19 protein-coding genes are annotated in these 19,578 nt (G+C 66.5%); 13 read left to right on the top strand and 6 right to left on the bottom strand.

Annotated features, from left to right (window positions below; genetic code table 11):
* Positions 1-4: 4 nt before the first annotated feature.
* Positions 5-1,702 (top strand): formate--tetrahydrofolate ligase, encoded by a 1,698-nt coding sequence (locus tag ACT54L_RS12070; protein WP_476085833.1) that lies wholly within the window; start codon positions 5-7, stop codon positions 1,700-1,702.
* Positions 1,703-1,766: 64 nt separating this feature from the next.
* Here the strand turns inward: ACT54L_RS12070 and ppa are convergent, their stop codons facing one another.
* Both ppa and ACT54L_RS12060 read right to left on the bottom strand, forming a co-directional pair.
* Positions 1,767-2,297 (bottom strand): inorganic diphosphatase, encoded by a 531-nt coding sequence (ppa, locus tag ACT54L_RS12065; RefSeq protein WP_476085832.1) that lies wholly within the window; start codon positions 2,295-2,297, stop codon positions 1,767-1,769.
* A 51-nt stretch (positions 2,298-2,348) separates the two neighbouring features.
* Positions 2,349-2,858, bottom strand: coding sequence for an N-acetyltransferase family protein (locus ACT54L_RS12060; RefSeq protein ID WP_476085831.1), 510 nt, complete (start codon positions 2,856-2,858; stop codon positions 2,349-2,351).
* A 187-nt stretch (positions 2,859-3,045) separates the two neighbouring features.
* Between ACT54L_RS12060 and ACT54L_RS12055 the strand changes: the two genes are divergently transcribed.
* From ACT54L_RS12055 to ACT54L_RS12040, 4 genes are all read left to right on the top strand, one after another.
* Positions 3,046-3,360, top strand: coding sequence for a hypothetical protein (locus ACT54L_RS12055; RefSeq protein WP_476085830.1), 315 nt, complete (start codon positions 3,046-3,048; stop codon positions 3,358-3,360).
* A gap of 163 nt (positions 3,361-3,523) precedes the next feature.
* The gene (gene msrA / locus ACT54L_RS12050; RefSeq protein WP_476085829.1) at positions 3,524-4,180 is read left to right on the top strand and encodes a peptide-methionine (S)-S-oxide reductase MsrA; all 657 of its coding nucleotides are present in this window, start codon (positions 3,524-3,526) and stop codon (positions 4,178-4,180) included.
* Positions 4,181-4,280: 100 nt separating this feature from the next.
* A complete protein-coding gene (locus ACT54L_RS12045) occupies positions 4,281-5,591 on the top strand; it encodes a hypothetical protein (protein WP_476085828.1) in 1,311 nt (436 codons plus the stop codon).
* A 125-nt stretch (positions 5,592-5,716) separates the two neighbouring features.
* Entirely contained in the window at positions 5,717-6,406 is a 690-nt protein-coding gene (locus ACT54L_RS12040; protein ID WP_476085827.1) for a fumarylacetoacetate hydrolase family protein, read from the top strand.
* A 39-nt stretch (positions 6,407-6,445) separates the two neighbouring features.
* Here the strand turns inward: ACT54L_RS12040 and ACT54L_RS12035 are convergent, their stop codons facing one another.
* The 3 genes from ACT54L_RS12035 to ACT54L_RS12025 all read right to left on the bottom strand — a co-directional run bounded on the left by ACT54L_RS12035 (position 6,446) and on the right by ACT54L_RS12025 (position 8,993).
* Positions 6,446-8,275, bottom strand: a complete 1,830-nt coding sequence (locus ACT54L_RS12035; RefSeq protein WP_476085826.1) for a carbamoyltransferase family protein — start codon at positions 8,273-8,275, stop codon at positions 6,446-6,448.
* A 7-nt stretch (positions 8,276-8,282) separates the two neighbouring features.
* Entirely contained in the window at positions 8,283-8,432 is a 150-nt protein-coding gene (locus ACT54L_RS12030; RefSeq protein ID WP_209103722.1) for a DUF5989 family protein, read from the bottom strand.
* A gap of 117 nt (positions 8,433-8,549) precedes the next feature.
* Positions 8,550-8,993, bottom strand: a complete 444-nt coding sequence (locus tag ACT54L_RS12025) for an SxtJ family membrane protein (protein ID WP_476085825.1) — start codon at positions 8,991-8,993, stop codon at positions 8,550-8,552.
* Positions 8,994-9,179: 186 nt separating this feature from the next.
* On the opposite strand from ACT54L_RS12025, the gene ACT54L_RS12020 reads away from it, so the two are divergent.
* Positions 9,180-10,220: a hypothetical protein gene (locus ACT54L_RS12020; RefSeq protein WP_476085824.1), complete on the top strand. Its 1,041-nt coding sequence runs from the start codon at positions 9,180-9,182 to the stop codon at positions 10,218-10,220.
* 242 nt (positions 10,221-10,462) lie between these two features.
* Positions 10,463-11,872 carry a guanine deaminase gene (gene guaD / locus ACT54L_RS12015; RefSeq protein ID WP_476085823.1) on the top strand — a complete coding sequence of 470 codons (1,410 nt, stop codon included), beginning with the start codon at positions 10,463-10,465 and terminating at the stop codon, positions 11,870-11,872.
* Between the two features lie 24 nt (positions 11,873-11,896).
* Here guaD and ACT54L_RS12010 read toward each other — a convergent pair whose 3' ends face one another.
* Positions 11,897-13,435, bottom strand: coding sequence for a sensor domain-containing diguanylate cyclase (locus ACT54L_RS12010; protein WP_476085822.1), 1,539 nt, complete (start codon positions 13,433-13,435; stop codon positions 11,897-11,899).
* Positions 13,436-13,790: 355 nt separating this feature from the next.
* Here ACT54L_RS12010 and ACT54L_RS12005 point away from each other — a divergent pair, with 355 nt between their 5' ends.
* The 6 genes from ACT54L_RS12005 to ACT54L_RS11980 all read left to right on the top strand — a co-directional run bounded on the left by ACT54L_RS12005 (position 13,791) and on the right by ACT54L_RS11980 (position 19,574).
* Positions 13,791-14,573, top strand: coding sequence for a FadR/GntR family transcriptional regulator (locus ACT54L_RS12005; RefSeq protein ID WP_476085821.1), 783 nt, complete (start codon positions 13,791-13,793; stop codon positions 14,571-14,573).
* Positions 14,574-14,785: 212 nt separating this feature from the next.
* Positions 14,786-15,601, top strand: coding sequence for an ABC transporter ATP-binding protein (locus ACT54L_RS12000; RefSeq protein WP_476085820.1), 816 nt, complete (start codon positions 14,786-14,788; stop codon positions 15,599-15,601).
* Positions 15,601-16,485, top strand: a complete 885-nt coding sequence (locus tag ACT54L_RS11995; protein ID WP_476085819.1) for a branched-chain amino acid ABC transporter permease — start codon at positions 15,601-15,603, stop codon at positions 16,483-16,485. Before ACT54L_RS12000 ends, ACT54L_RS11995 begins: the two co-directional genes overlap by 1 nt.
* A gap of 1 nt (position 16,486) precedes the next feature.
* Positions 16,487-17,530: a branched-chain amino acid ABC transporter permease gene (locus ACT54L_RS11990; RefSeq protein WP_476085818.1), complete on the top strand. Its 1,044-nt coding sequence runs from the start codon at positions 16,487-16,489 to the stop codon at positions 17,528-17,530.
* Positions 17,531-17,575: 45 nt separating this feature from the next.
* Complete coding sequence (locus ACT54L_RS11985) at positions 17,576-18,751, top strand: ABC transporter substrate-binding protein (protein ID WP_476085817.1); 1,176 nt, start codon at positions 17,576-17,578, stop codon at positions 18,749-18,751.
* A 16-nt stretch (positions 18,752-18,767) separates the two neighbouring features.
* Positions 18,768-19,574, top strand: a complete 807-nt coding sequence (locus ACT54L_RS11980) for an ABC transporter ATP-binding protein (RefSeq protein ID WP_274775355.1) — start codon at positions 18,768-18,770, stop codon at positions 19,572-19,574.
* The last annotated feature ends 4 nt before the right edge of the window (positions 19,575-19,578 follow it).

Below are 19,578 nucleotides of genomic sequence, written 5' to 3'. Positions count from 1 at the left end.
CCCCATGCACCAGGTGACGGCCCGCCAGATCGATCCCGCCAGCGATGCCGCCATCGCGGCCAGCGTGACGCCCCTGCCCATCGAGGAGATCGGCGCCAAGCTGGGCATCCCCGCCGCCGACCTCTATCGCTACGGGCCGCACAAGGCGAAGCTCTCCCTGGACTATATCGCCGGCCTTGAAGGCCGGCCGCAGGGCAAGCTCATCCTCGTGACCGCCATCAGCCCCACGCCGGCGGGTGAAGGCAAGACCACCACCACCATCGGTCTGGGCGATGCGCTCGCCCGCATCGGCCGCAAGGCGGCCATCTGCCTGCGCGAGCCCTCGCTTGGCCCGGTGTTCGGTGCCAAGGGCGGGGCGACCGGCGGCGGGCACGCCCAGATCATCCCCATGCAGGACATCAACCTGCATTTCACCGGCGACCTGCACGCTATCTCCGCCGCGCACAATCTGCTGGCGGCGCTCATCGACAACCACATCTATTGGGGCAATGGCCTCGACCTCGACACCCGCCGCATCTCCTGGCGGCGCGTCGTTGACCTGAACGACCGCGCGCTGCGGCAGGTGGTGGTGGGCCTCGGCGGCGCCGCCAATGGCTTTCCGCGCGAGGACGGCTTCGACATCACGGTCGCCAGCGAGGTGATGGCCATCTTCTGCCTGTCGCGCACCCTTGGTGAATTGGAAGAACGCCTGTCCCGCATGGTGGTGGGCCAGACGCGCGCCAAGGCCCTGGTGGAGGCGGGCGCGCTGAAGGGGATCGGCGCCATGGTGGCGCTGCTGCGCGACGCCTTCCAGCCCAATCTGGTGCAGACCATGGGCCATACGCCCGCCTTCGTGCATGGCGGCCCCTTCGCCAATATCGCGCACGGCTGCAATTCGGTCATCGCCACCCGCTCGGCCCTGGCGCTGGCGGACTATGTGGTGACGGAGGCCGGCTTTGGCGCCGATCTCGGGGCCGAGAAGTTCCTGGACATCAAGTGCCGCCAGGCAGGCCTTGCGCCCTCTGCCGCCGTGGTTGTGGCCACAGTCCGCGCGCTGAAGATGCATGGCGGCGTGCCGCTGAAGGGCCTGTCGGCGGAAAATGCCGAAGCGGTGACCAAGGGCGCGGCCAATCTGGTCCGCCATGTGGAAAACCTGCGCAAGTTCGGCCTGCCCGTCGTCGTGGCGCTGAACCGCTTCACCGCCGACACCCCAGCCGAGATCGCGGCGGTGCGCGCCGCCCTCGCGCCGCTGGGCGTCGCCGTGCACGTTTGCAGCCATTGGGCGGACGGGGGCGCAGGCGCCGAGGATCTCGCCCGCGACGTGGTGGCTCTCGCCGACGCGCCCCATGCGTTCCAGCCGCTTTATGCCGATGACGTGCCGCTGAAGGGCAAGATCGAGACCATCGCCCGCGAGATCTACCGGGCCGGCGAGGTGGTGTTCAGCGCCGAGGCCTCAAAGAAGCTGGACGAATTGCAGACCACGGGCTTCGGCACCTTGCCCGTCTGCATGGCCAAGACCCAATACAGCTTCTCGGCCGATCCCACCCTGCGCGGCGCGCCCACGGGTCATGTGCTCCCCGTGCGCGAAGTGCGCCTGTCGGCGGGCGCGGGCTTCGTGGTGGCCTTGACCGGCGATGTCCTGACCATGCCGGGCCTGCCCTCCGTGCCGGCGGCCGAGGGCATGTTCGTGACCGCCGACGGCATTATCGGCGGCTTGTCCTGAGACCGTCAGGCCCCCGGAAAGAAGAACGGCCCGGCGTGTGCCGGGCCGCGGGTTCAAGCCCTGCTCAGGCTTTCTTGGCGCGCTCGATGCCCTCGAGGATGAGCTTGTGGGCCTCCTCGACATCGCCCCAGCGGATGATCTTCACCCACTTGTTGGGCTCCAGATCCTTGTAGTGCGAGAAGAAGTGCTCGATCTGGGCGCGGGTGATTTCCGGCAGATCGGTGTGGTTCTTCACATTCTCATAGCGCTTGGTCAGCTTGGGGCCGGGCACGCCGATGATCTTCTCGTCGACGCCGCTCTCGTCTTCCATCAGCAGCACGCCCACGGGGCGCACGCTCATCACCGCGCCGGGAATGATGGGGCGGGTGTTGGCGATCAGCACGTCGCACGGGTCGCCGTCGCCGGAGAGCGTGTGGGGGATGAAGCCGTAATTGCCCGGGTAACGCATGGGGGTATAGAGGAAGCGATCGACGAACAGCGCGCCGGACTCCTTGTCCAGCTCGTACTTGATCGGCTCGCCACCGATCGGCACCTCGATCACCACATTCACCTCATGGGGGGGATTCTTGCCGATCTTGATCGCGTCGATGAGCATGACACCACTCGCTTGAAGCCACGGAAGACGCTGCGACGCAGCGTAGCGCGGCTACCGCTGCCAAGCGTAGGCGATCTTGTCCAGGGTTTTTGTGCCGAACCGCTCCGACGACGCTGCGACCGGTTGCCCCCCGAGGGCCTGATAAAAGCCGGTGGCCCCGGTATTTTCCTTCAGCGCCCACACCACCAGGCCATTGAGACCTGCCCGCGACAAATCCCGCCGGGCCGCCGCAAACAGGCGCTGGCCGAAGCCGAGGCCCTGGTGCACCGGGTCGAGATAGATCTCGTAGATCTCCCCACCATAGGGCAGGCTCTTGGCCCGGTTGCCGCCAAAATTGGTGTAGCCCACCAGCGTTTCGCCGGCCAGAAGCACCGACACGCGGCTGCCGCGGCGGATGGCCTGCTCCCACCAGCCGGGACCGCGGCGCTCCACCATCCGCTCCAGTTCGAGGCCGGGAATGAGGCCGCGATAGGCCGTGCGCCAGGCAGCGTCGTGGACGCCCGCGATGGCCCTTGCATCCGTAACCGTCGCTCGACGGATTTCGATCAGACCCGTGCCCATGCCCGGATGGAAGCAAACACCGTGCGTCGCATCAAGAGGCTTGAGCGGGAAACCTCTCAGCTTTGACCTCCTCCAGAGCATGCCCGCCCTCTCCCGGCGGCTTCCCTCGGGCGCCGGGGCGCTCTATTCAGAGGGAAAGTGGCGCGGCGGGCCGGCCTCGGCGCGATGACGCAAAAGTGTGGATGGCATGATCAGGTTCCTGCTGCGCTTTATCGGCTTCTGGCTGCTGGCGGGCGGTGTTGTCGCCCTGGTGGTGGACGGCACGCGCTCCATCGCGGCCTCGCAAGTCCAGTTCATCTCCGCGCTTTCGGCCTGGTCTTCGCTGTCCGCGTCCAGCCTTGAAAAGACAAAGGCCGCCCTTTCGGGCCTGTCGCCGGCCGCCTGGAGGGATGTGGCGGTGCCAGTGCTCGACCTGCCCCTGTTCGCGCTCCTGTGCGTGCTGGGCCTCGGGCTCATGGCGATCGGCCGCAAGCGGCAGCGCTCGCGCTTCGATGCGCGCTGACCCCTCGCGCAAAGGCAGGGGCGCTCCCATATTAGGGTCCGAGCGCTCGGAGCAGCTCCCGCCCCATCCTCTGGATGGCGGAAATCCCGCTCCCCCTCTGATCTGCGTGCCCTGATTTTCGCACGGCCGATGGCCCGCGCGGCGGGCGCGCGAGGAGTTCGCCATGTTCTGGTCCCGCAAGCCGCTTACCCTGCCGAGCGCCGCCGAGGCCCTTCCCGGCCGCGCGACCGCCCTGCCCACCGCCGAACGCCACTTCGTCAACGGCGCCGCCCTCAAGGGTCCCTATGGGGACGGGCTTGAGACTGCAGTGTTTGCGCTCGGCTGCTTCTGGGGCGCCGAGCGCAAGTTCTGGCAGGTGCCGGGCGTGAAGGTCACCGCCGTCGGCTATGTGGCCGGCCACACGCCCAACCCCACCTATGAGGAGGTCTGCTCGGGCCGCACCGGGCACACCGAAGGCGTGCTGGTGGTCTATGACCCTAAGGAAGTCACCTTCGGCCAGTTGCTGAAGGTGTTCTGGGAAAGCCACGATCCGACCCAAGGCATGCGCCAGGGCAATGACATCGGCACGCAATACCGCTCCGGCATCTATGTGCCCGACGCCGCCCGCCAGGAGGAGGCGCGCGCCTCGAAGGCCGCCTATGAGGCGGCGCTGACAGCCCGTGGCTTTGGCGAGATCACCACCGAGATTTCGCAGGGCGGCCCCTTCTACTTCGCCGAGGATTATCACCAGCAATATCTGGCCAAGAATCCCGCCGGATATTGCGGCCTCGGGGGCACGGGCATAGCTTGCCCCATCGGTATCGCGGCCGTCGCTTCCTGAACGGAGCGCCTCGGTTCCACTGATCTGGACCGCCGCATGGACCCGCCGGATCCGGCCTGCGAACCGGCGGGGGCCCGTCCCCCTCACAGGGGGACATGGCATGACTGATGGAAAGGGGGAGCAGCCCCCTTCGTCCTGGCTCAAGGATCTTCTCACCAGCCTCGCGGTGACCGCCGTGCTCGTTCTGGCCGTGGCGGGCGCAGGGGAAGCCTATTTCCGCCTCACCCGCCCCTTCCTGAACGGCGACTGGCCGCTGACCTTCGTGGATGACGTGGGCCTGCTCTTCACCCCCGGCGGGGTGGCGCGGGCGACCAATGGCCTGGACTTCTGGACCCAGCAGACCGCCAATTCCCAAGGCTTCCTCGCCGAGGAGCCGCCCGTTTCCGATCCCAAGGCCTGCCGCGTCGCGGTGATCGGCGACAGTTTCGTCTCGGCCCTGGAAGTCAAAATCGAGCAGAAGCTGCCGCGCCAACTGATGAATCTGGCCGCCGCGCAGACCCCGCCGCTGGACCTGGCGGTCGCCGCCTATGGCTATGGCGGCACCGGCCAGCTCAACCAATTGCCCTTCTACGATAAATTCGCCCGCGCCTTCCGCCCGCGCATCGTGCTCCTGGTGTTCGTAGGCAACGACTTCGCCAACAATTCAGTGGTGCTGGAAGGCATCCGCGGCGGCATCGATCCCGACCACCCCCACCGCATGTATGCCCGCCGCACCGCCGCCGGTGGCTTCGCGCCTTTGCCCGTCGACAATCAGGGCTGGCGCAGCCACCTCCTGGAGGTGCCCACCCGCACGCGCGACTTCGTCCCGCGCGTCAACACCTTCCTGGTCACCCATTCCTATTTCTATTCCTGGATTTTCACCAAGCTGGCCATGGTGGCCCCCCAGGCCGCCGCCTGGCTGTCGGGACAGGACATGGGGCAGCTCTTCAAGGAACGGGCGCAGCTGCTGGCGCAGCGCCCGGGCAATGAAAAGCTGCTGGAGGGCTGGGACCCCGCGCGCAACACCTCCACCAACGCCACCATGCTCAGCATGGACGCCCCCTTCTCCTGGCCGCAGCTGCCGCCGGCCTTCCAGGAGGCCATGGCCTTTTCCGGCTATGCGCTGGACGAGTTCAAGGCCCGCGCCACGCGCGACGGCGCGACCCTTCTCATCCTGTCCATCGAATCCATGCGCATGGACGAGCCCACCGGCCTGCGCTTCAAGCGCCTGAAGGAGCTGGCGGACCCGCGCGGCATCCCGGTCATCGACATGTACGACTACATGGTCCGCAACAAGCTTCCCCTGGCGGGGGCATCCTTTGCCCATGACGGGCACTGGACACCGGCGGGGCATGCCGCGGCGGCGCAGGCGGTGCTGGACTATCTCGATGGCCATCGGGACTTGTGCGTGCCGCCGGTGGGCGGCGGCTGATCCCCCGCCCTGCCGCTACGTCCGGCCATCTGCCCCCTTGGAGGCCGGCATCTTCCATGCAAGATGTGGCATCCCGCCGCGGCGGCCGTCTCCATCCGCCGGCTCGAAAGGAGCCTGAGGTTTCCATGGCCAGTGCCTATGTGATCGCCCCTCCCGCCATTCCCGCCTTGCCCGTCAAAGGCTCGGAAGGCCTGTTCCCGGTGCACCGCATCTATTGCGTGGGCCGCAACTTCGCCGACCACGCCATCGAGATGGGCCACGATCCCAATCGCGAGCCGCCCTTCTTCTTCCAGAAGAATGCCGACAATCTGGTGGTGGGCACGTCCGTCCCATACCCCCCGCGCACCAGCGACATGCATTATGAGATCGAGCTGGTGGTGGCGCTGAAGAGCGGCGGCGAGAACATCAAGGTGGAAGACGCCCTCAGCCATGTCTATGGCTATGGGGTCGGCATCGACCTGACCCGCCGCGACCTCCAGGGCGAGGCCAAGAAGCTCGGCCGCCCGTGGGAAGTGGGCAAGGCCTTTGAACAGTCCGCCCCCTGCACGGCCCTGGTGCCGGCGGAGACCATCGGCCACCCGTCCGAAGGGCGCATCTGGCTGTCGGTGAACGGCACCGTGAAGCAGGACGGCAACCTCAACCAGATGATCTGGAAGGTGCCGGAGATGATCGCCGAGCTGTCCACCCTGTTCCGCCTCGCCCCCGGCGACGTGATCTTCGCCGGTACTCCGGCGGGCGTCGGCCCAGTGAAGGCAGGCGACCGGCTGGAAGGCGGCGTCGATGGCGTCGCCACGCTGGACGTGACCATCGTGTGAGAAAACGGGGCCCGGCCGGCGCCGGGCCCCGATCCCCGCTCAATCCAGCTCGAAGGCCGTCTCATAGTTCAGCTTGAGGGCCGGGTCCTGGTCTTCCTTGCGCAGGAAGCAATTGCCCACCGCCAGCACCTCAATCTCGGTGCCCATGAAGCAGCGGAAGGCATCCTCGGGGGTGCCCACAATGGGCTCACCGCGCACATTGAAGGACGTGTTGACCACCAGCGGGCAGCCGGTCAGCGCCTTGAAGCGCGAGATCAGCGCGTGATAGCGCGGCGCCGTGTCCGCCGTGACCGTCTGCAGCCGGGCCGAATAATCCACATGGGTCACGGCCGGGATGTCGGAGCGCGGCACGTTCAGCTTGTCGATGCCGAACAAGGCCTGCTCCTCTTCGGTCATGGCCCGCCGACGGCGCTCCACCACCGGGGCGACCATGAGCATATAGGGGCTGTCGTCGTTAAACTCGAACCAATCCGCCACATCCTCGCGCAGGACAGAAGGCGCGAACGGGCGGAAGCTCTCGCGGTATTTCACCTTGAGGTTCAAGGTCTTTTGCATGGTCGGCGAGCGCGGATCGCCAAGGATCGACCGCCCGCCCAAAGCACGCGGCCCGAACTCCATGCGCCCCTGGAACCAGCCCACCGCCTTTTCGTCCGCCAGCGCCTGGGCGGTGGCATCGATGAGGGCGGTATCGTCCAGCACGGTGAAGACCGCGCCCGCCCCCGCCAGCCGCCGCTCGATGTCCGACTGCTCATAGGCCGGCCCCAGATAGGCGCCGCGCATGCGGTCGGCGCCCGAAACGCGCGGCTTGCCGGCATGGATGTGATAGGCGGCCAGCGCCGCCCCCACCGCCCCGCCCGCGTCCCCTGCCGCCGGCTGCACATAGATGTCCTCGAAAAGGCCAAGGCGATGCAGCACGCCATTGGCGACGCAGTTCAGCGCCACGCCGCCGGCCATGCACAGCTTCTTCTGCCCGGTCTCGCGGGCGAGCGACCGTGCGAGGCGCTCCACCACCAGTTCCGTCACCTTCTGCACGGAGGCGGCAAGGTCCATATGGAACTGGGTGAGCTGCTCCTCCGGCTTGCGGGGCGGGGCGCCGAACAGATCGTGGAAGCGCCGGTTGGTCATGGTCAGGCCGACGCAATAGTCGAAATAGCTCTGGTCCAGCCGATAGCTACCGTCGGGCTTCACATCGATGAGATGGTCCAGGATGGTCTGGACAAAGCGCGGCTCGCCATAGGGGGCGAGTCCCATCACCTTGTATTCGCCGGAATTGACCTTGAACCCGGTATAATAAGTGAAGGCGGAATAGAGCAGCCCCAGCGAATGGGGGAAGTGGATCTCCTTGAAGATCTCCAGGCTGTTGCCCCGGCCGATGGCGGCTGAGGTGGTCGCCCACTCGCCGACACCGTCGAGCGTCAGGACCAGGGCCTCCTCGAAGGGCGAGGGGAAGAAGGCGCTGGCGGCATGGGACAGATGATGCTCGGTGAAGAGCAGCTTGCCCAGCGCGTCGAAGCTCTTGTCGAAGCCCTTCAACTCCTTGGCGAGAAGATCCTTCTGGAACAGCTTCTCGCGCAGCCACAGGGGCAGCGCGATGCGGAAGGAGGAAAAGCCCTTGGGCGCGTAGGAGACATAGGTCTCCAGCAGGCGCTCGAACTTCAGAAACGGCTTGTCATAGAAGACCACATGGTCGAGGTCGGACAAGCCGATGCCGCCCGCCTCCAGGCAATAGCGGATGGCATGCTCGGGAAACCGGGGGTCATGCTTGCGGCGCGTGAAGCGCTCCTCCTGGGCGGCGGCGATGATCTCGCCGTCCACCACCAGGGCAGCCGCGCTGTCGTGATAAAGGGCCGACAGGCCGAGGATGCGCACGGCGCCCTCAGAACATGGTGTAGATGAAGGGGGCCACCGCCGATCCCTTGGCCAGGATCAGAAGCCCGCCGAGGATGGCCATCAGCACCAGCATGGGCAGCAGCCAGAACTTCTTGCGCGCCCGCAGGAACTGCCACAATTCGGAAATGAAACCCATGGAACTTCCTCATCCATCAGCCGGAGGGATCGCGGGATCCGGCCGGGCGGTTCTTGTGCATGCGGTTGGGGACGGACGGGGCGCCTTCCGATCAGGCTGCCTCAACCGGATCGGGCTCTAGAACTGGCGCTTCATGCTCTCGCCGGACGGGCCGGGCGGCTGCCGGGCGATCCAGTAGGTCGACGCGGCGCGGTCCGGGGACAGCACCAGCGGGCGCTTGCCCAAGAGGCGCATCACCAGCGCCGTGGGCACCACCGCCCCCATGAAGATGACAGCCATGACCAGCGGATTGACCACCTTGTGCAGCAGCAGGCCCAAGCGGAACCACATCAGGTTCAGCCGGTGCAAAGTCTGCGGTCGGACTTGGGCGACAAGCGCGAAGACGAGCCCGCAGACGGCCAGCACGAGGGCCAGGGAAACACGCGCGTGATGGTATTGGAAAGCGGCCACGATCAGCAAGAAGACGGCCATGATGCGACCAAAGGACCGGTCTGAACTTTTCAGCTGGTCAGGATCGCGGGAATAGCTCTCGAAGGCGCCGGAGGGCGCGGCCTTGGGCATGGACGTCTACCCTATTCTTCTCAAGCGGCCGGCAGGAACCGGCCGAACCCTGGTGCCCCCGCACGGCTTTCCTTGCGGTAGCATGCACCGGGCGGCGTGGCAACAAGCGTGGCCTTGGCCCACGCCGCGCTTTCCTCCCCCGCCCGCTCACATTAGTGTGCATCATCATAAGGATGTTCGGGACAGATGGGGCAACGCAAGAAAGCCAGGACCGAGCCACGCGACCTGCGCGCGTTCCAGCGTGCCTGCCTCGGCCTTGAGATGGCGCTCACCGGCCGAATGCTGGATGACGCCGCGCGCGCGCGGCGGGTGGAGGGGCTGGCCCTCGGCACGGAGGCAGAGGAGGCCTCCGTCCTTGCGCGCGGCGTGCGCTTGATTGGCCTGGGCCGGGAAGGCGCGGCGGCGGCGGATCTGGTGGGCAAGGGCGATGCCCAGCGCGAGCTGCGCCATTGGCGCAAGGCGGCGTCCTTCTATGTGGACGCGCTGCGCCTCAAGCCGGACATGACCCATATCTGGGTCCAGCTGGGCCACGCCCACAAGGAATCCGGCCAGATGATCGGCGCGGAAGCCGCCTATCTTCGAGCGCTCAGCGCGGAGCCCATGAACTGGGACACCCATCTCCAGCTCGGCCATCTGCTCAAGATCACCGGCCGGCGGGCCGAGGCCGCGCTGGCCTATCTGCGGGCGCTCGACCTGGAAGAGACCGCGGAAGATCCGCTCAATGAGCTCCGCCACATGCTGGGGCAAGATGAGCTGGGCGTGACCGCGGCGCTTGTGGGCGCGCTGGACGATTTCCCACGCGCGGGCGACCTCATCCAGCAGCACGTGCAGGACAGCCTTCACCGCATTTCCGAACGCCCCCTGCGCGGTCGGGGCGAAGCGGGCGGCACGCTGGGGCAGCGCCGGCAATTCGTAAGGGATGCCTTTCTCGGCGTGCTCGGCCGCGATGCGGACGACGAGGCGCTCGCCTTCTACAGCGAGGCCTTGGGCAATGGGCTGGGGCGCGCCGGATTGCTGCGCGAACTGGTTCATGCCCCGGAACTGGGATCCACGGCCAATGCCCAGTTGAAGGAGGCGCTCCACGACCTCGCGCTTGAACTGGAAGCGCGACTGGCCCTGAAGACCGGACTTCCGCTGATGCGGACGGACACCGACATTGCGGACGCTCCCCCGCAGGCGCTGGCGCGGACCCTTCACGCCGCCATCGTCACCTTGCTCGACGCCTGATCCCGCGCGTCTGCCGCTGGTGCGGCGCCGCGCCGCCAACTTGCGCTCCCCCCTCACGCCTGTAAGCTGCATTGCAGCATGAGCGGGGTGCGGCCATCGGAGCAGCGCGGGAGCACCGTCTCCCGCACGCGCCCCCACGCCAAGGAGGCGGCCTTGATCCAGCGGCACGGCATCCGCGCCCTCCCCTGCCCGCATCCGGGCGCCCGCCACAGCGCATCCCTCCCGCGCAGAAGGGTACGGGCATGAGCCTTGTGGGCATACGCGGCTGTTTTTTCGACTTCATCGGCGATCCCTGGGCGCAGGGGGGCGCGGAAGAAGACGCCGCCCGCTTCTTCGCCGATGGCCTTCTGGTGGTGGAAGACGGCATCATCCGCGCCTTCGGGGCCTTCGAGGACGTGGCCCCGGCCTATGCCGACCTCGCCGTCACCCACTTTCCCGACCGCCTCATCCTGCCCGGCTTCATCGACGGCCATATCCATTTCCCGCAGACCCGCATGCTCGGCTCCTATGGCGAGCAGCTGCTGCCATGGCTGAAGAAATGGGTGATCCCGGAGGAATTGCGCTACAAGGACCCCGATTACGCCCGGGAGGGGGCGAGGCGCTTTTTCGACGCGCTTCTGGCGTCGGGGACCACCACGTGCCAGGCCTTCACCACGGCCTCCCCGGTGTCGACGGAGGCGTTTTTCGAGGAAGCCAGCCGGCGCAATGTGCGGGTGATCGCGGGACTGACCGGCATCGACAAGAATGTGCCGGAGGACTTCACCGACACGCCCGAGCACTTCTACGCCGACAGCGCCCGCCTGATCGCCCGCTATCATCGCAAGGGACGCAACCTCTACGCCATCACCCCCCGCTTTGCCCTTGGCGCGAGCGAGGCGATGCTGTCGGCCTGCGAGCGCCTGAAGGCGGAGCATCCCGATTGCTGGATCAACACCCATATTTCCGAAACGCCGGCCGAATGCCGGGGGGTGATGGACCTTTTCCCCGACTGCCCGGACTATCTCGCCGTTTATGAAAAGTACGGGCTGGTGGGGCCGAAATTCTCAGGCGGCCACGGCGTTTGGCTGTCCGATGGCGAATTCAAGCGCCTCTCGCGCGCCGGCGCCGCCGTCACCTTCTGCCCCTGCTCCAACCTGTTCCTGGGCTCTGGCCTGTTCCGCCTGGGGCGCGCCACGGACCCTGAGCACCGGGTGCGGCTGACCTTTGGATCGGACATTGGCGGCGGCAACCGCTTCTCCATGCTGCAGGTGCTGGACGATGCCTACAAGGTGGGCATGTGCAACGCCACTCTTCTGGACGGCAGCCTGGACCCCTCCCGCCATGACCCCGCCGAGGCCGAGCGCAACAAGCTCTCGCCCTACCGTGCCTTCTGGTCGATCACCCTGGGTGGCGCGCAGGGGCTTTATCTCGATGAGATGCTCGGCAATTTCCAGCCTGGGAAGGAAGCCGACTTCGTGGTGCTGGACTGGAACGGGGGACCGGCCGCCCTGGCTTGGCGACAGTCCATGGTGCTGTCCGGGGATCGTCCCCGCACCCGGGAAGAAGCGGCCGGCCTTCTGTTCGGGCTGATGAGCGTGGCGGATGACCGGGCCGTGGATGAAACCTGGGTCATGGGCCGCCGGCTGCATAAGCGCAGCGCGCCCCCGTCCTGATGGGCCGGAACCCCGGGCAACAGCTCAGATATAGAGGGGAACCTGGGAGCCGGTGACGCGGCTATCCGGCCCCACCCCTTCCAAGAGGACGCAGCAATTGCGCCCGCGCCCCTTGGCCATATAGAGCGCCTCGTCCGCCCGCCGGACCAGGGTTTCCACGCGGGTGGCGACCCCGATGCGGGCGGTCACGGCGCCCACGCTCACCGTGCCGGACAGGCGCCCGCCATCGGGCAGAGGAACGGACGTGGCCTCCACCACCTTGCGGATCCGCTCAGCGATCACCCGGGCGCCCACGCCGTCGGTGCCGGGGAGCACGATTGCGAACTCCTCGCCGCCATAACGGGAGGCGAGGTCGGCCGGGCGCAGCAGAGAACGGCGCAGGCTGCCGGCGATCTCGCGCAGGAGTTCGTCCCCCACCGGATGGCCGTGCCGGTCATTCACCAGCTTGAAGCGATCGGCGTCCACCATGAGCAGGGACAGGAAGGAGCCATCGCGCGCCGCCCGCTGCATCTCGACCGCCAGGTACCGGTCGAAATCGCGGCGGTTGGTCAGCCCCGTCAGGAAGTCGGTGGAGGCGGCAAGCTTGAGGCGGTCCTCCATGGAGAAGCTCTGGATCAACGCCCGCTGCACCACCGCCACCAGGAAAAGGATCAGGCTGCACACGCACACGGTGAGCAGGCCCACCACGATGGCCTGGGAGCGCCAGGGCTTGAAGACGACATCCATGGGTATGGAGATCATCAAAACCAGAGGAAAGCCGGCGATGTGCCGGTAAAGGAAGTACTTCTCCGTGCCCTCATACATCGAGATGGCCTTGAAGCCACTGGGCCGCCCGTTCGCGATGGCCTGGAAAACGGCCTGCCCGGCCACGCTCACCCCGGCGCCATTGTCAGGCTCCGCCGAAGGCCGGCGGTCCACCACCACGCCGTCCGTTCGCATGAGCGTGATGATGCTGCCAGGCCCCAGGTCGAGGGCGGAGAACAATTCGTCAAAATAGCTGGAGCGCAGGCTCGCCGCGGCCACACCGGCAAAGGAGCCATCGGCGTGGGACAGGCGGCGACTGAGCGCAATCTGCCGGGCGCCGTTCCCAAATAGGCTTTCGCTTGGGCGCGACAGATAGGTGCCCGCGTCCTTGTCCTTCTGCGCCAGGAAGAAATCCCGGTCTGCGAAATTGCCCGTGCCGGTCATGGGAGAACGGGAGTCGAACAGAATGTCGCCGGTGGGAGACAGCACCAGGACCACATCCACATGCTCGGCCGCCGTCGCCCGGTCAAACAGCACGTGATTGCGCAACTCGGGCGACACCGCGCGCACCTCGGGCCGCTCCACGGCCTCCTGGACCCCGGTCAGGGACACTTCGATGAGGCTCAGGTTGCGCTCGATGGCAGCAGCCAGGGTCGACAGGAGATTGTCGGCGCCGCGTACCGCATTGTCCCAGCTGTCCTGGCGCGCCTGCAGCAGGGTGTAGCCCTGGATGGCCACGATCGCCGCCACCATGACGAGCGCCGCTGCCATAATCAGCCCGCGCCGCGCGACATGCCTCAGCACTTTGGCGGTGTTCATCCCCCACACCGTCACGCGCGCCCCTCCCGGGCTGAAGCCTGGCGATCTTGAAGCCCCAGGTTCCCCGCCTGCGCCCGCGCGGACGGTCCCCCCTTCTTTAGGTTGAAGATAGCGGTTGCCGCCCGCAATGAAAAGCCAAAGCCTTGCCATTCCTGGAGCGGGCGCCACACCTGCCCGACACGCGCCGCCCAACGCCGCCCGCACTTTGTCGGACAAACGTACATTTGTATTGCGCCCGCGAGGAATACATCTCGCAACTGCTTACAAAATAAAGAAACAGACAGAGCTAAGAGCGATGTTGACAATGTCCGATCAGGACATGCTAGGGTTCTGTCGGTTGCAAATGGCTGGTCCCATGGTCGCTCCGTCTCCCACTCGCTTTGAACGCATCCAGGTTGCACCGGCCTATCAGCTGGTCGCCGAGGCGATCGAGCGCGAGGTGGTATCCGGGCGTCTCCTGCCGGGGGAACCAGTGGGCACGGAGGCCGAGCTGGTGCGCCAGTTCGGGGTCAATCGCTCCACCGTGCGCGAGGGCATCCGGGCGCTGGAGGAAAGCGGCTTCATCGAACGGGGCCCCGACCGGCGCCTTTATGCCTGCCTGCCCCGCTACAACCGCCTGTCCTCGCGCATGAGCCGCGCTTTGGCGCTGCACGAGGTCACGTTTCGCGAATTGTTCTCGGTCTCCCTCGTCCTCGAGGTGACCGCGGCGGAGGAGGCGGTGGCCGCCGCCCCGGCCGAAGCCATCGAAGAGCTGGAGGAGAACCAGAAGGAACTGGAAGCCGCCAGCGCCGCCAACGACCCGACGCGCATCTCCCAGGTGGATTTCGACTTCCATGTCCTGCTGGCGAAATCCACCGGGAACCGGGTGCTCACCCTGTCGCGCGAGCCGTGCAGCCTGCTCTTCTTTCCCACCTCCGAACTGATCTGCCGCCGCGTGCCCGAGGGCCCCGGGCGCATGATCTTTGCTCACCGCCAGATCATCGATGCCATCAAGGCGCGGGACCTGGAGACGGCGCGGCTATGGATGCGCCGGCACATTTATGACTGGCGGCGCGGCTTCGAGCGGGCCGGGCGTGATCTCGACGAGCCCGTGGAGCGCGTCTACGCCCGCAGCCTGCCGCAGCACATGTCGCTTTAAGCCGACCACCTCCCGGCGGGCGCGCCAACGCCCCCGGGAGGCCAGACACCAAAATCCCAAAGAGCGCGCCAAGCGCCGTCGGGAAGGGAGGAAACCATGACGGCACCAGCCGCCTACGGCGACGTGTGCATCTGCCAGAGCAAGGCCCGGCCGACCGCCGGGCGCGGACGAGGCCGCGCGGCCGGAACGGCCGGCCGGCCGGGAGGCGCGGCATGAGCGCGCCCATCCTCTCGGTCGATGCCATGAGCCTGTCCTTCGGCGGCCTGAAGGCGCTGAACGGCGTCACCTTCGACGTGGCGCCGGGTTCCATCACCGCCGTCATCGGGCCGAACGGGGCCGGCAAGACCTCGCTCTTCAACTGCATCTCCGGCTTCTACCACCCGAGCGAAGGCGCCATCCGCTTCGAGGGGCAGGACATTTCCCGCACCCATCCGCCCGAGCGTGCCCGCCTCGGCCTCGCCCGCACCTTCCAGAACATCGCCCTCTTCCGGGGCATGACCGTGCTCGACAACATCAAGCTCGGTCGCCACGCCCACATGAAGACCTCGCTGCTGGAGGCGCTCCTCTATTGGGGCCGGGCGCAGAGGGAGGAGATGGAGCTGCGCGCCGAGGTGGAGGAAAAGATCATCGACCTCCTGGAGATCAACCACATCCGCAACCAGCCGGTGGCAACGCTCCCTTATGGCCTGCGCAAGCGGGTGGAACTGGCCCGCGCGCTCGCCATGCGCCCGAAGGTGCTGATGCTGGACGAGCCGGTGGCCGGCATGAACCGGGAAGAGACCGAGGACATGGCCCGCTTCATCCTCGACGTGAAGGAAGAATGGGGCGTGACCATCCTCATGGTGGAGCATGACATGGGCATGGTGATGGACATTTCCGACCATGTGGTGGTGCTCAATTTCGGCCAGGTGATCGCCCGCGGGCGGCCCGCCGAAGTCACCGCCAATCCGGACGTGATCCGCGCCTATCTCGGCGGCACGGACGTGGAGGCGCTTCAGCGCCGCATCCAGGGGCGGGAGGCGGCCTGATGGACTTCGACTGGCTGTTCTTCTTCGAGGTGACGCTCGCGGGCCTCGGCAATGCGGCACTGCTTGCGCTCACCGGCCTTGCCTTCGTGCTGATCTACAAGGCCACCCGCGTGGTGAACCTCGCCATCGGCGAAATCCTGATGGTAGGGGCCTATCTGTTCTTCTCCTTCACCGCCGGTCTCGGCCTGCCCACCTATGTGGCCATCCCCGCCGCGCTGGTGGGTGGCGGGCTTCTCGGCGCGGTGCTGGAGCGCACGGTGATCCGCCCCATGCTGGGCGAGAACGCCATCTCGGTCTTCATGGTCACCATCGGCATCGGCTCGGTGCTCATGGGCCTGGCCGAGATCATCTGGGGCGCGGCGCCCACCGCCCTGCCGGACTTCATGGGCGGCGGCGCGGTGTTCATCTTCGACGCCTATGTCTCCCGCAAGGTGGTGATCGGCTTCTCCGTCTCCTGCGCCGTCATTGCCGCCTTCCTGCTGGTGTTCCGCTTCTGGCGCGGCGGCGTCGCGCTGCGCGCCACCGCCACCGATCAGGCGGCGGCCTATTCCTGCGGCATCAATGTGCCCGCCGTCTTCTCCCTGGCCTGGGTCTTCGCCGGCATGGCGGCGGCGGGCGCGGGCGTGCTGGTGGGCGCGGTGGGCGGCATTTCGCCCGCCATGGGCGTGTTCGGGCTGTCCGCCCTTGTGGTGGTGATCGTGGGGGGCCTGGATTCCATCTCCGGCGCGCTCATCGGCGCGGTCATGGTGGGGCTGATCGAGGCCTGGGCGGGCACCTTCCTGGGCGGCGAATACAAGATGCTGGCCACCTTCGGCCTGCTGATGCTGGTGCTGCTGGTGCGGCCCTACGGGCTGTTCGGCACGGTCGAGATCGAGAGGCTGTGACATGCGCATCGGCACGCTGAAGGAAACCTACGCCGCCGACGAGGCGCTCTTCGACACCTCCACCCAGCGGGCCTGGCTGGTGGTGCTGGCGGTGGCGCTCGTCGCCTTGCCGTTCGTCGCCAACGAATATTTCCTCTATCTGGCCTGCCTAGTGGGAATCCACATCATCTCCACCACCGGCCTCAACATCCTCACCGGCTTCACCGGCCTCGTCTCGCTGGGGCAGGCGGCCTTCATGGGTGTGGGGGCCTATACGGTGGCGGTGCTGGAGGGGCGGCTTGGCACGCCGGCCTTGCTCAACCTCCTGCTCGCCGGCCTCATGACCGCCTTGGTCGGGGCGGTGGTGGGCCTGCCCAGCCTGCGGGTGAAAGGCCTTTATCTGGCCATGGCAACCATCGCGGCCTCCTTCATCCTGCACTTCGTCTTCTCCAACTGGTCTTCGGTGACCAATGGCGTGTCCGGCATCAATGTGGCTCCGGCCTCCGTCTTCGGGCTCACCTTGTCGCGCCCCTTCGCGCTCTACTGGCTGATCCTTCCCCTGATGGCGATCATGGTGCTGGCGGCGGCGAACCTGTTCCGCACCCGCATCGGCCGGGCCTTCATCGCCATCCGCGACCGGGACATTTCCGCCGAGGTGCTGGGCATTCCGCTCCTGCGCTACAAGCTCATGAGCTTTGCCCTCTCCTCCTTCTATGCGGGGGTGGCCGGCGGACTGTGGGCCTACTTCTTCCGCGTGGTGACGCCGGAAAGCTTTCCCTTCGTCTATTCCATCTTCTTCCTGGCCGCCGTCATCGTGGGCGGCATGGGCACCATCTTGGGCGGCATTCTCGGCGCCATCTTCATGACCATGGTGCCGGAAGTGCTGAAGCTCATGGTGGGCGTGCTCTCCCCCATCCTGCCCGATGCGGTGGCCATTCTCTCGCCGGTGCGCACCATCGTGTTCGGCGCGCTCATCATCGGCTTCCTCGTCTTCGAGCCGCACGGACTTGCCGAAATCTGGCGGCGCACGCGGCGCTTCTTCCATCTGTGGCCGTTCAAGACCTGACGACGTGACAGACCCGCAAAGGCGGGCGAACCGGGAGGAAACATCATGAAAATGAACAGACGCGAGGCTCTCACCCTGGCCCTCGGCGCGGGCGCTGCCATCGGCCTTGGCATCCGCCCCTCGGCGGCGGCGGACGACATCGTCATCGGCGGCTCGATCCCGCTGTCCGGCGTGTTCGCCTTTGCCGGCATCGGCATCCATGCGGGCATCCAGGACTATGTGAAGATCATCAATGATGGCGGCGGCATTGCCGGCCGCAAGGTGACGTACCTGGCCGAGGATACCGGCTACAAGGTCGACCAGTCGGTGGCTGTGTTCAACAAGCTCACCAGCCAGGCCAATATCAACCTCTATTATGGCGACTCCACCGGCTTCTCGAAGACCATCAATGCGGAGCTGGACCGCAAGAAGACCATTATGATGGCGGGCGCGTCCTTCGCCAGCGAGCTGAACGACCCCAAGAAGTATCCCTTCCAGTTCATCGCCGGCCCCGACTACACGCAGATGTTCGACATCCTGCTGCAATATGTGGCCAAGACGAAGCCCGGCGCGAAGATTGCCTTTGTGCATTCCGACACCGAGTTCGGCCGCGATCCCATTGCAGCGGGCCAGGAGAAGGTGAAGAAGCTCGGCCTGAAGATGACCGAGACCATCGTCACGCCGCCCACCGCCGTGGACGTGTCCACCGAAATCCTCAAGCTGCGCCGCGCCAACCCCGACTACACCATCTTCCACGGCTACGTGCTCGCGCCCATTCCTGAATTCATGAGCCAGGCCAAGCAGATGGGCCTTGCCACCAAGTTCATGGGCACGTTCTGGTCCATGGACAATTCGCTCTGGACCAAGGTGGGCGAGCCGGCGGACGGCTTCATGGGCGTGATGCCCTATCGCTATTATTACGACACCGACGGCAAGAGCCCCATGCTGGACAAGATCCGGCAGATGCGACCCGAATATCAGTCCACCGCCTATATGCAGGGCTTCTTCACCGCCATGCTGTTCCTGGAAAGCGCCAAGCGCACGCTGGCGGCCGGACAGGAGTTGAACGGCACCAACCTGAAGGCGGCCCTCAACAGCCTGAAGGACTTCGACACCGGCGGCATCATCGGCGTTCCCGTCTCCATTCCCGGCAATTCGGTGCCGGTCGGCCGGGTCTATCGCTACGACGCCGCCAAGAAGCTGATGGTGGCCGATTCCGACTGGATCAACGTCGCCTCCTGAGGGCAGAGGGCCTGATATGACTGACGCCATTCTCGAGGTGACCAATATCGAGGTCGTCTACAACAAGGCGGTGCAGGTTCTGCGCGGCCTCTCGCTCCGGGTGGAGCGGGGATCCGTGGTGGCGCTGCTCGGCTCCAACGGGGCGGGCAAGTCCACCACGCTGAAGGCGATCTCCAACTTGCTGGACCTCGAGGATGGCGCCGTCACCGCCGGCACCATCACCTTCGACGGGCGCAATGTGGCGGGCCTCTCCCCCCACGGCCTCGTCCGCAAGGGCCTGTTCCATGTGATGGAGGGGCGGCGGGTGTTCGAGGACCTGACCGTCGAAGAAAACCTCACCGCCGCCACCTTCGCCCTGTCGGGCCGGGGCCTGCCGCCCACGCCCTTCGACGAGGTCTATGACTATTTCCCGCGCCTGAAAGAACGGCGCACCAGCCGCGCCGGCTATCTCTCCGGCGGCGAGCAGCAGATGCTGGCCATCGGCCGGGCGCTCATCGCCAAGCCCAGCCTCATCCTGCTGGACGAACCATCCCTCGGCCTCTCCCCCAAGCTGGTGGAGGAGATCTTCACCATCATCGCCCGCATCAACCGGGAGCGCGGCGTCTCCATGCTCTTGGTGGAGCAGAATGCGGCGGTGGCCATGGCGGTCGCCCATTACGGCTACATCATGGAGACCGGAAAGGTCGTCATCGACGGCCCGGTGGAAAAGCTGATGCGCGACCAGGACGTGCGGGAATTTTATCTCGGCATGGGCGGCGAAGGGGCCGAGAAAAGCTATCGCGACGTGAAGCATTACAAGCGCCGCAAGCGCTGGCTGTCCTGAGGAC

Source organism: Aquabacter sp. DMC10 (assembly GCF_056314145.1).
This window is presented reverse-complemented; position numbering and strand designations above follow the sequence as displayed.